This is a genomic window from Pseudarthrobacter sp. HLT1-7 (assembly GCF_059383435.1).
On the sequence record NZ_JBWZCH010000010.1, the window covers coordinates 78129 to 90056 of the forward strand.

Annotated in this window: 10 protein-coding genes; 4 read left to right on the forward strand and 6 right to left on the reverse strand. The window is 68.1% G+C overall.

The features are described 5' to 3' along the window. Positions 1-61: 61 nt before the first annotated feature. Positions 62-1627, reverse strand: a complete 1566-nt coding sequence (locus tag AC50X6_RS11435; RefSeq protein WP_494966329.1) for an alpha/beta hydrolase domain-containing protein — start codon at positions 1625-1627, stop codon at positions 62-64. A 628-nt stretch (positions 1628-2255) separates the two neighbouring features. Then, positions 2256-2492, reverse strand: a complete 237-nt coding sequence (locus AC50X6_RS11440; RefSeq protein WP_494966330.1) for an RNA-binding S4 domain-containing protein — start codon at positions 2490-2492, stop codon at positions 2256-2258. Positions 2493-2524: 32 nt separating this feature from the next. On the opposite strand from AC50X6_RS11440, the gene AC50X6_RS11445 reads away from it, so the two are divergent. From AC50X6_RS11445 to AC50X6_RS11455, 3 genes are all read left to right on the forward strand, one after another. Continuing rightward, on the forward strand, positions 2525-3493 hold the full coding sequence (locus tag AC50X6_RS11445; protein ID WP_494966331.1) for a DMT family transporter: 969 nt from the start codon (positions 2525-2527) through the stop codon (positions 3491-3493). A gap of 204 nt (positions 3494-3697) precedes the next feature. After that, entirely contained in the window at positions 3698-5083 is a 1386-nt protein-coding gene (locus AC50X6_RS11450; protein ID WP_494966332.1) for a glycine--tRNA ligase, read from the forward strand. A gap of 2 nt (positions 5084-5085) precedes the next feature. Then, positions 5086-6093, forward strand: a complete 1008-nt coding sequence (locus AC50X6_RS11455; protein ID WP_494966333.1) for a GNAT family N-acetyltransferase — start codon at positions 5086-5088, stop codon at positions 6091-6093. A gap of 81 nt (positions 6094-6174) precedes the next feature. Here the strand turns inward: AC50X6_RS11455 and AC50X6_RS11460 are convergent, their stop codons facing one another. The 4 genes from AC50X6_RS11460 to AC50X6_RS11475 form a co-directional block, all read right to left on the reverse strand. Next, positions 6175-7620: a short-chain fatty acid transporter gene (locus AC50X6_RS11460; protein WP_494966334.1), complete on the reverse strand. Its 1446-nt coding sequence runs from the start codon at positions 7618-7620 to the stop codon at positions 6175-6177. A 72-nt stretch (positions 7621-7692) separates the two neighbouring features. Beyond that, a complete protein-coding gene (locus AC50X6_RS11465) occupies positions 7693-8538 on the reverse strand; it encodes a lysophospholipid acyltransferase family protein (RefSeq protein ID WP_494966335.1) in 846 nt (281 codons plus the stop codon). Beyond that, complete coding sequence (locus AC50X6_RS11470) at positions 8538-9401, reverse strand: DUF1295 domain-containing protein (protein ID WP_494966336.1); 864 nt, start codon at positions 9399-9401, stop codon at positions 8538-8540. The genes AC50X6_RS11465 and AC50X6_RS11470 overlap by 1 nt, the downstream gene beginning before the upstream one ends. Beyond that, positions 9401-10153, reverse strand: coding sequence for an alpha/beta hydrolase (locus AC50X6_RS11475; protein WP_494966337.1), 753 nt, complete (start codon positions 10151-10153; stop codon positions 9401-9403). The genes AC50X6_RS11470 and AC50X6_RS11475 overlap by 1 nt, the downstream gene beginning before the upstream one ends. 246 nt (positions 10154-10399) lie before the next feature. On the opposite strand from AC50X6_RS11475, the gene AC50X6_RS11480 reads away from it, so the two are divergent. Continuing rightward, positions 10400-11872 carry a YibE/F family protein gene (locus tag AC50X6_RS11480; RefSeq protein ID WP_494966338.1) on the forward strand — a complete coding sequence of 491 codons (1473 nt, stop codon included), beginning with the start codon at positions 10400-10402 and terminating at the stop codon, positions 11870-11872. The last annotated feature ends 56 nt before the right edge of the window (positions 11873-11928 follow it).

The window sequence follows — 11928 nt, forward strand, 5'->3', positions numbered from 1 at the left end:
CCCGACGTCACGGCGGAGTCCTCCCAGTGCGCGCCCGGGAGCGCGTCAACACGGCATGTCGTTAGGGGATGTCGCTTTGTGCGGCCTCCCTGATGAGCCTGCGGGCGTCGTAGTCGGTCAGGAAGGTTTGGCGCTCGAGCGTGCGGGCACTGTCCTTCACTGCCTTCACGTAGGCGCCGTGGTTCCGGTACAGGCCGTCGATCACGTCCTGCGGGAGCGGTCGCTCGTATCCGGCGATGAAGCAGAAGGATGCACCGGTGGCGGTGCCGTACCAGGTGCTCGTCGGAGCGTCGAGGAAGGGTGAGCGCAGGCCACCCTGTACATTGCCGAACTTGTCCAGCACCGCCGCGCCATCGCGGACGAGGATCGGCTCCGCGCGCGGTGGCGCAATGCCTTCCCGGACCCAGCGGTCGAGGTTCCGCAGCGCGGCATTGAAGAAGATGGAGCTGGGGAACCTGCTGCGCGGTCCCTCATTGCAGGACGCAGGCGGGACGGACCGCCCCGCGGCAATGATGTCCGCGGACGACGCCGAGAAGGTGAGCTCGTCCGGTGTGGCGTGGCCGGCGCCCGCCATTTCGTAGTGGCGGTACTGGTCCCCGGGAACATCACTGTCGGCGCGGCGGGATCCGATGCCCCGCAGGTAGTCGGACTGCGACATGATCCGCATGATGGGCACGCCGACGTCCTTGAACTGGCGGCGCACATCGTTGGCGGGCGGGGCGGGCTCGCACTGGTTCATGGGGTACGCGCCGGCGAATGCACCGCCGGCCACAGCGACGATGTACGCGTCGTAGACGGGCTTGCCGTCGGATTCGATGACCAGCGGGTGCACGCCGTTGATGTAGTTGACCAGAAAGCCGCCGGTCTGGGAGTAGCCGAAGCCGTAGGCGTGCTCCACCCTGGTAGTCGGTGATCCGTAGCGCAGCGGGTTGGTGGAATCGTTGCTCTTGAGCCACGCGCCCACCTGGGAGTAGATGTCCCAGATCAGGCCGTTCTCCGTTGTCCGGGACGAGTCGGCGGCCACCGTTGCACAGTTGCGGGGGTCAGTGAGCGGCAGCGGATTCGCGAACGACAGGGATGCGTACCGCTCCGGATCGAAGTTCTTGAGCGCCTCGACGGCGATCGGCTTGGCGGTGATGCCCACCCAGGCGTCGCCGTTGGCGACGATCTGCTCCTGGGCGACTGCCCAGCCGATGTTGAGGTCGAACAGGTTGCTGGGGTTGAGCATCTCAACTACTACGTTGCCGCTGAACTTCTGGCCCTTGGCCGGTTTACGGACCAGGACGCGGGTGGTGTACGGGGCGTCGGCGGTGCGGATCTGGGCGGGTCCAGCGGTAGGCCAGGTGTAGACGTTCGAGGTGCCGCTGACCAGGTACTCCTCCTCGACGTAGCCGAGCTTCGAGAGATCCTGGGGGACTTCCTGGTGGTTGGCGGCGCCGAACGGATAGGACTCGGCCGTGGACGCTAGGGGTCCCTGCACCGCGGGGATCGGCGTCGCCCCGTCGGGTGCGGCAACCTGTGCCGGCGGGGGTGGAGTCACTGCAGTGGCTGGAACGGCTGACAGGCTGAGTCCTGTGAGGGCGAGGGACAGCGTCAGCAGGATGGATGTTCGGGAACAGGTTCTCATCGGTGCTCCTTCTCGGGACCGGGCTGCACTGCCCGGCACGCTTCGCGGCACACCGGCCTCGGTGCCGTGTGCCCTGACGCGACCTCGACGCTCAGGCCAGAACCCGGCGATTGTCAGGCAACGAAGCACTTCGACAGTAGTTAGGGCTGGTCGGCAGGGTCAAGGGTGGTGCGTGAAAGTGCAACAACGTGCAAGCTTCCACAGCAGACCTTGTCGATAAGCGATGTCGATACGCGGTAGGGCATCGCTCAGGACGGAATTACGCGACGTGATTCGAGCATGCAAAGCCGTCACGAACCAGTTGTCAGCCACGCACTATTGGTCATTTTCGTTAGTTCGTCTCGGGGGTCAGACGGAGTCTGGACCTTTTCGCGCCCGGTGTCCAGTCCAGCGGGGCATGCCCATTTCTTCGGACCCGGGACTGGGCATAATGCCACTATGTCCATCGGCTGGCCCCTGCGCGGGGCATGTCCCTTTGGGCCGGTGTCCAGTCCAGCGGGGCATGCCCATTCTTCGGACCCGGGACTGGGCATAATGCCACTATGTCCATCCGCTGGCCCCTGCGCGGGGCATGTTCCTGAGCCCGGCTTACGCGCCCAGACCCCCGACGAACTAACGAACATGCGCACTAGGTGCCGGCCGGGGTGCTGATCCTCACGGTCCTGCCGTTGACCGTGACGGTGTCGCCGTGGTGGAGTTGGCGGCCGCGGCGGTCGTCGATCTCGCCGTTGACCTTGACCAGGCCGCCCTTGACCAGCTCCGCCGCCTCCACTCCGTCCTCCACCAGGCTGGCCAGTTTCAGCAGCTGCCCCAGCCGGATCATGTCGTCGCGGATGGGGATCTCTTCAATTTCCGGGTTGCTCATAAAGCAATAATGCCTGACGTAAAGTGACAGCCATGACCCACTCACCCCGGATGCCCCTCATCGCCGGCCTGCCACTGGCCGTGGCCGCAGGGCTGCTGATGCCGGTCCAGGGCAGGATCAACGGCGCGCTGGGCGCGGCGCTCGCGGACGGAATCGCCGCCGCAGTGGTCAGTTTCAGCACCGGACTGGTGCTCATGATCGCCATTTCGCTGGCGCTGCCCAAGGGCCGGGCCGGGCTCGCGCGGATTCTGCCCGCCGTCCGGAACCGCGACTTCCCGCCGTATTACGTCCTGGCCGGCTGCATCGGGGCCTTCTTCGTTTTCACCCAGTCCTTCACCGTGGGCCTGCTGGGCGTAGCCCTGTTCACCGTGGCGGCTGTGACCGGTCAGACACTCAGCGGACTGCTGGTGGACCGGATGGGGATCGGCCCCGCCGGCAAAAAGGCCATCACCGGCATCCGGGTGCTCGGCAGCGTCCTGACCGTCGCCGCCGTCGCCTGGGCCGTCTCGCCGCGCCTTTCCGGGGCCGAATCCGGGGCGCTGCAGTTACTCGTTCCGGTGTTGCTGCCCGTGCTGGCCGGGTTCCTGATGAGCTTCCAGCAGGCCATGAACGGGACCGCGACGGTTCACTACGGCACCCCCATCACGGCCACGCTGGTGAACTTCGTGTCCGGCACCGTCCTGCTCTGGACCGCCTGGCTGATCAAGCTCGCAGTGGCCGGCACCGGAAATCCACTCCCGGGGGAGTGGTGGTACTACCTCGGCGGGCCAATGGGCTGCGTTTTCATCGGGGTGGGCGCCCTGCTGGTGCGCAGCCTGGGTGTGCTGGTGACGGGGCTCGGAATGATTTCCGGCCAGCTGCTGGGCTCACTCGGCCTGGACGTCGCCTTCCCGGCACCGGGGACCGTGGTGGCCCTGCCTACGGTCCTCGGCACCATCCTGACCCTGGCGGCGATCGTCCTGGCCACCCTGCCCTGGCCCAAAGGCGCCCTGAAGCGGTAGCCCCGGCGGGGCGGCAGCCCGGTAGGCTAGGAACCGCAGCTTCCTGCACCGCGGCATTTGGCCGCAGCGACATTTACCCACCGCAATGTGTACCCATAGCTTTGTTTGTTTTGCGTTTTTAGTGCCCCGTCCGGCAACCAGCCGGGGGTTCCGGGGCTGAGACCGCGGACCGCACCCAGCGGCCCTGTAGAAAGTGGAGTTCCCATGGCAGCAAAATCCGTCCTCGACCAGATCATTTCCCTCGCCAAGCGCAGGGGTTTCGTATTCCAGGCCGGTGAAATCTATGGTGGCTCCCGCTCCGCCTGGGACTACGGGCCCCTTGGCGCGGAGCTCAAGGAAAACATCAAGCGCCAGTGGTGGCAGTCCGTGGTGCGCGGCCGTGACGACGTCGTCGGCCTCGACTCCTCCGTCATCCTGCCCCGCCAGGTCTGGGAGGCGTCCGGCCACGTGGATGTCTTCTCCGACCCCCTGGTGGAGTGCCTCTCCTGCCACAAGCGCTACCGCGCGGACCACCTCCTGGAAGAGTTCGAGGAAAAGAAGGGCCGCCCGGCCGAGAATGGCCTCAAGGACATTGCCTGCGCCAACTGCGGAACCCGCGGCCAGTGGACCGAACCGCAGGAATTCTCCGGCCTGCTCAAGACCTACCTGGGCCCGGTGGCCAGCGAAGAGGGCCTGCACTACCTGCGCCCCGAAACCGCGCAGGGCATCTTCGTCAACTTCAGCAACGTCCTGACCACCTCCCGCAAGAAGCCCCCGTTCGGCATCGGCCAGATCGGCAAGTCCTTCCGCAACGAGATCACGCCGGGCAACTTCATCTTCCGCACCCGCGAGTTCGAGCAGATGGAAATGGAATTCTTCGTCGAGCCCGGCACGGATGAGCAGTGGCACCAGTACTGGATGAAGGAACGGATGTCCTGGTACACGGGCCTCGGCATCAAGGAAGACAACCTGCGCTTCTTCGAGCACCCGCTGGAAAAGCTGAGCCACTACTCCAAGGGCACCACGGACATCGAATACCGCTTCGGTTTCCAGGGCTCCGAGTGGGGGGAGCTCGAGGGCGTGGCCAACCGCACCGACTTCGACCTCTCCACCCATGCCAAGGCCTCCGGCCAGGACCTGAGCTACTTCAACCAGGCCACCAACGAGCGCTACACCCCGTACGTGATCGAACCCGCCGCAGGCCTGACCCGCTCCTTCATGGCGTTTATGATCGATGCGTACACCGAGGATGAGGCACCCAACGCCAAGGGCGGCGTGGACATCCGCACCGTGCTCAAGCTCGATCCGCGGCTGGCCCCGGTCAAGGCGGCCGTGCTGCCGCTGAGCCGCAACGAGGACCTCTCGCCGAAGGCCAAAGACCTCGCCGCGCAGCTGCGCAGGAGCTGGAACATCGAGTTCGACGACGCCGGCGCCATCGGCCGCCGTTACCGCCGCCAGGACGAGATCGGCACCCCGTTCTGCATCACCGTGGACTTCGAGACACTGGAGGATCAGGCCGTCACAATCCGCGAACGCGACACCATGAGCCAGGAACGCGTCTCCCTGGACAAGGTGGAGGGCTACCTGGCCGCCCGCCTGATCGGCGCCTGACGATGGCGATCGAATACCGTGAATGGCGCGACGGCGACGACCTTGCCCTGCTGGAAATGTGGGGCGGCCCGGAAACGGTCCAGGCCGGGCAGTTCCGCGGCACCCTGGCACCCTCCGGCAACTCGCCGTGGCGCCGCTGCATCGTGGCCGAGGACGTTGTCGACGGCGTGGCCGTCCCTGTCGCGGCGGGCGTGGTCCACGAGGCGTCCCTGCACCCGGAACGGCTCTGGGCCTACATCGAGGTGGATCGGCACCACCGCCGCACCGGCGTCGGGTCCACCCTGCTGACCATGCTCCGGCACGAGGCCGCACAGTCGCCGTCGGGCGTCACCAGGCTCCGGACCAAGGTGGAACCGGGCACCCCGGGCGCGGCCTTCGCCGCGGCGGCGGGCCTGGCCGCGATCCAGCGGTCCCGGCTCGTCGTCGTCGACCCCGGAGCGCTCAAGCTGCCGGTCTTCGGTGACGGCTCCGAAGCCGCCGCCGCCGAACAGATCGAAGACCTGGCCACCGGTTCCGTGGAGCTGAGCGACGTCGTGGGCCGCTACTACACGTCGGTGCACGGCTGGGACAGCCCCGGGGACCTCAGCATCGCCACCGTGCAGCGGCTGTTCCTGGCCGAGCTCAGCGGAGCCCACGGCGCGATTGTGCTCCGCGCACCGAGGGCCAGTGCCTTCGGCGCGGGCGTGCCGGCAAGCAAAAAGGGCCGGCTCGAGGCCTTCGCGGTCAGCTACGCGGCCTTAGTCCCCGGCGGGGAGAACACCGAGGGCGGCGAGGGTGCCACATCCGGCCAGCCCACCGACGTTTTCGTGGGCCACGAGCCACAGCTTCTCCCGGAGCAGGCCAAGGCCGCCGTCCGTGACCTGCTGGCGCTCATCGCGTTCCAGCACCCCGTGCTGCTGGAACTGGACGATTCGATGACGGCGCTTTGTGCCGTCGTCGAGCCCCTGCTGGACAGCGGCAACGCCCGCGAACAGGGTGCCGAGACCCAGGTCGTTTCCGACCCGGACTAGGACTTAACCCAACTGACCCGCAGCTGTGGCCGTTATGGAGCGTCATATCGGCCACAGCTGCGGGTCAGTTTGCATGTACGGCTATTTACCCGGTGGCATCACGGGCGGGACGAAGTCGAAGGTCATCCCCAGCAGCCAGACCAGCAGCAGCACCACCGGCAGGTGGAACACAAACTGCAGGAAGGTGAAGCCCACCAGGTCCCGGGCCCGCAACTTCAGCACCGCGAGCAGCGGCAGCATAAAGAACGGGTTGATCAGGTTCGGCAGGGCCTCGGCGATGTTGTAGATCTGCACGGTCCAGCCGAGGTTCATCTGCACATCGGTGGCGGACTGCATCACGTAGGGCGCCTCCACGAGCCATTTGCCGCCGCCCGAGGGGACCAGCAGGCCCAGCAGCGCTGTGTACAGCGCAATGACGACGGCGAACCCGCCGCCGCTGCCGATGTCCGTGAAGAATTCGGCCAAGTGGGCGGAGATGGTCATCCCGCCGTTGCCGGTGGCCCTGGTCAGGATCGCGGCCATCGCGGCGTAAAGCGGGAACTGGACCAGGATGCCGGCCGTGGCCGGGACGGCCTTGGTGACGGCCTGCAGGAAGTTCCGCGGCGTGCCGTGCAGCACCAGGCCCAGGATCAGGAAGACCAGCAGATAGCCGTTGAGGCTGCTGACCACCGACAGGAACGGCTTGGTGAGGAACTGCGAGGCGAGCCAGCCGAGCGTCAGGATACCGGCCAGGATGGGCAGGATCATGCTGTATTCGAGCCATTCGCCCGGGCGGGAGCGCGGCTCCGGCTCGCTCGGTTCGTCATCGAGGTCGACGCCGAGAACCTCGGCGGTGCGGATCGCGCCGCCCTGAGGCGCCGAGAAGTGCGCGATCACGGTGGTGAGGGCCATCAGGATGACCAGGGTGAGCAGCGACTGCCAGGTGAAGATGGTGGTGCCGAAGTCCAGGATGCCGGTGATCTTCAGCAGGGCCGGCGGCAGCGATGCCGCGGTGGCCTGCAGCTGGGCGGCGGAGGAGGAGAGCCCCAGCGCCCAGACGGCGCCGAGGCCCATGAACGCGGCCGCGCCGAGCGCCCGGTAGTCCACGGTCAGATCCTTGCGGCGGGCGATGGCACGCGCCAGCAGGCCGCCGAAGATGAGGCTGAGGCCCCAGTTGAGGAAGGACACGGACATCGACATCAGCGCCACGAAGCTCACCGCGGTGCGGGCGGTGGCCGGGATCAGGGCGAGGCGGTTGATGAGCCTGGCCACGGGCGGGGAGGTGGCCACGACATAGCCGGTGAGGACCACCATGGCCATCTGCAGGGTAAAGGCGGTCAGGTCCCAGAAGCCGTTGCCGAACGAATCAGCCACCGACTGGGGCGAGGCGCCGATCGCGAGGGCGGCTACGGCGATGATGACGACGCCGGCCAGGGCGAAAATGTAGGCATCCGGGAACCACTTCTCCGTCCACGCCGCCATCCGTTGGGCTATCCGGGCGAGACCGCGTTCTTCGATTCCGCTGGTCGTCAGGGCTGTGTTTGCCACAGAGGACTACCTCTCCATTGAGTGGGATTTTGTACCCCATGGAGTTTAGTGGGCCAGTGGCGGGAATCCGGCCTATCGGCGGCGGCCGCCTGCGCGCCGCGGGCCCTCGGCTTCATCAAGCCGTTGCCGTTCGTGCTCGCTGGGAGCTCCACCGCCAAGGTCCGCCGGCATCCACCAGGCGCCGGGGGCCGCTGTCAGCGGGAAGTCCGCGATGCCGGCGTCGATCCCGGCCTGCAGGACCCCGCGCAGCCGGGCGGTGGCTGCCTGGACGTCGTCCGAGGGGGCCACGGTCAGCGGCTCGCCGACATGGACCCGGACCGGCGCGCGCCACGCCATGCGGGGGGAGAAGCCGCCGCGGCGGGTCGACTGTTGGCGCGTCATCAGACGGTGGGATCCCCAGACCGAGACGGGGATGATCGGCACGCCGGCCTCGGCGGCCATCCGTACGGCGCCGGTTTTGCACCCGCGCACTTTAAAGCTGCGGCTGACGCCGCCCTCGGGCAGGACGGCGACGTACTCGCCGTCGCGGAGTTTCCGCACGGCGGCGTCGTAGGCGTGGGAGCCGGTGTCATATCCGACGACGACGTGCCCGGCGGCGCTGATGGCGGGGCCCGCGAACCAATGGTCGGCAGCTCCCTGGGTGATCAGGAAGCGCAGCTGGGCCTTGCTGTTCCACCACAGCAGCAGTTCGGCGAAGGCGAAGTCGAGGTACCCGAAGTGGGTGATCGCGACGACGGCGCCACGGCCCGGCGTGACCCGCCGGGAGGTGCGCCCGGTGGAACCGGCGGGCGACTCCGGCGCCGGGAGGTGCTCCCGCCCCGTGACGATGATACGGATCCGGAACAGCCACCGCAGCGCCAGGCCGGTGCGGACGATGACACGGTAGAAGCGGTCGTTGGGCTTGGGCCGCCAGGCCATCAGTGCCCGCTGGTCCGGGGCCCGCTGGGCCGGGACTTACCGGTGTTGCGGGGTTTGCGGGGCGGCCACGGCAGGAAGCCGGAGGTGGACTCGACGTATTCCTTGTAGCCGGGACGGGCGGACATTGCCTTCTCGGTCAGCGGCTTGCCGGTCTTGCCGGCCAGCGTCCAGATCATCAGCGCGGGGGAGAGGATGGTCAGCACACCGGGCCAGGAGTCGGCGGCGACGAGGAAGAGCCCGGCCCAGACGGCCGCGTCACCGAAGTAGTTCGGGTGCCGGGTGTAGCGCCACAGGCCGGTGTCCAGGACCGTGCCGCGCCTGGACGGATCGTCCTTGAACCGAGCCAGCTGCCAGTCGCCCACGGTTTCGAAGGCGAAGCCCAGGATCCAGAGCAGGACGCCCGCCAGCGCCAGCCAGCCGAGGCCCCCGGTACTGAACATGCCCACCTGCACGGTGAGCGAGACGAAGAAGAGCACCACGGCTTGGGGAAGGTACACGCGGCGCAGCGCATAGACGTTGCGGGAGCCGGGGGCCGAGGAGAGCATGTCCACGTACCGGGGGTCCTCGCGGCCGCCGCGGGCGCGAAGGCCGATATGGACGGCCAGCCGGATGCCCCAGACCGCCACGAGCGCCAGGAGCAGGAGGCGTCGGCCGCCGTCGCCGTGGCCGGCGGACAGCAGCCACGAGATGGCGGCGACGACGACGAAGCCGAGGCCCCAGACGGTGTCGATGACCGAATGCCGGCTCTGCCGGACGGCGATGGCGAAGGTCAGCGCCAGCAGCGCCAGGAGGCCTGCGGCCACCCAGGGGAGGCTGGCGAGGAAAGCCTCCAACGGGAAGACACTGAGCGCGGATCCGGGCATCAGAGCACCACCGGGAGGCGGCCGCCGGGGGCGGGGAGGAGGGTGCGGAACGCGTCCGTGCTGTCCGGCAGTTCCCTGCCCGCGCGGCCGGCGAAGGCATCCAGGATGAAGCCGTTGGCGAGGGAGTTCCAGAGACCCACCCGGCGGACCATGAAGTGCCCGGCGCCCTTGAGGGACACATAGTCCACGGATTCCGCGACGCCGTCTGCCCGCCGGGCGTAGGCCAGCGAGTTGGCGGGGCTGGTCCAGCGGTCGTCGGTGCCGTGAACGATCAGGATCCTGCGGCCGGCAACGGGTTCAACCGGCGTCGCATGGTTCAGCCACGGTGCCAGCGCCACCACGGCTTCCACCTGCGGATCATCGGCTACGCAGAGCGCGGTCAGCCCACCCATCGAGTGGCCCAGCAGATAAACGGGCACTCCCGGGTGCACGCGGCGGATGTGGGAAAGGGCCCAGCGGGCGTCCTGAACGGGGGACATGTCCTTCCCGTTCCAGCCCCGGTAGCGGTTCCGGAGGGTCCAGACGGCCAGCCCGTGCGGTCCGCCCCGCGAGCGGAGCGCCGAGGCGAACGGCAGCATCCGGGCCGGGCTCAGGTGCCGGGGGCTGACCGACTCGTAGCTTTCCGATCGTCCGCCGTGCAGCACCAGGGCGACGCCCCGGGGTTCCCCGGCAGCCTCGGCAATGCTCAGCACGGCCTTGGCGGCCGGAGCTGCTGGCTCCTGATCGCGGTCGTCCAGTATTTGTATGGCCACGCCGGTGTCCTCCAGATAGTTCGTCCCTCAAATAACAACCATAAGTCGCCCGGCGGCGTTCCCGGCGCGCAGTTCCTCAGGTCATTCCCACAGCATATTCGGAGCCGGGCCACCGGGGGATTGGATCGCAACCCGGGCGCAGGGCCCGCGGGCAGATGGACCGGGTGTCCCCGGCACCTGCGGCGTCATCCGTCCGGAGCGGCGCCGGAAACGCCGTAAGGTTTCCGGCATGAGGTTGAACTGCTGATGGGTGCCGGACATTCCCATGCCCCCACCGACCACGCGGCGCCGACGCCCCAGGCGCTCGCCGCACGGGCCAGGGCCAACTGGATCCTGGCTGCCATCCTGATCCCGCTGACCCTGCTGACGCTCGCGGCGATGGCAATGATGTGGCCTTCGGGCAGCAAGGAAAGCATCAAGCTGGCGAGCCCCTACGCGGCGGCGCCCGGCGTCACCTTCGATACCGGAAAGATCCAGCGCGTCGTCACCGGCAGCTGCATGGAGGGCGCCCGGACCGGCGGTGCTGGCGGCGACGCGGCCGGCCAGGCCGCGCCGCAGGGCTCCGAGTGCACTTTCGCCTTCACCGAGCCGGACAAGGGCGGCAATCCCGTCAAGGTGGTCATCAACCCCGACGTCGCCAAATCCCACGGGGTCAAGGTGGGCGACCTCATCCGCTACCTCAACCTGTCCAAAGCGCCGGGCGCCTCGGAGGCCCAAGGCTCTCCCGCCTATGTGTTCGTCGACTTTGTCCGGACCCTGCCGATCATCTTCCTGGCGGTGCTGTACGCCGTCGTCGTGATCGCGGTGGCGCGCTGGCGCGGGCTGCGCGCCCTGATTGGGCTCCTCGGGGCCTACGCCGTGCTTGTCACCTTTATGTTGCCGGGGCTGGTGGAGGGCAAGCCGCCGCTGCTGCTGGCGCTCGTGGGGTCCACGGTGATCATGATCGGGGTGCTCTACTTCGCCCATGGCTTCTCCGCCCGGACCTCCACCGCCCTGCTCGGCACGATGTTCGGCCTCGGCATCACCGCGCTGCTGGCGGCCTGGGCCACCGACGCCGCCAACCTCGCCGGCGTCGGCAGCCACGATTCCGCCACCCTCGCCAACATCTCGGACAACATCTCCATCTCCGGCATCATCCTGTGCGGGCTGATTATTTCCGGCCTGGGCGTCCTGAACGACGTCACCATCACGCAGTCCTCGGCCGTCTGGGAGCTGTGGGAACTCGCCCCGGAAACGTCCGCGCGCCAGCTGTTCACCTCAGCCATGAGGATCGGCCGGGACCACATCGCCTCCACCGTCTACACCATCGCCTTCGCCTACGCCGGGGCGGCGCTGCCCATCCTGATCATCGTGATGCTCTACGAGCGGCCAATCGGCGATGCACTCACGAGCGCCGAGCTTTCCGAGGAAGTCATCCGCACCCTTGTCGGTTCAGTCGGGCTGGTCCTGGCGATTCCGGTCACCACACTGATCGCGGTGCTCGTGGTGAAGGCCACCGGACTCAGGGGCGCCGGGCTCAAGAACGCCGGTGACGTTGTGCCCGGCGGTCCTGAGTCCAGCGGCCTTGTGCCCGGCGGCCGGCAACTTGCCGCGTCCACCGCGGACGACGACGACGGCGGTGACGGCGCGTACGACGGCGGCGCCCGTGCGGGCCGTGCCGGCGGTGACGATGCGGCGCCAGCCGACCGCCGCGGCCGCCGCAGTGCCTTACCCAGATGACGCCCGTTATCCACATAGCGCGGCCCGGAGCAGGCCGATTTGCCCGGCTTTGAGAC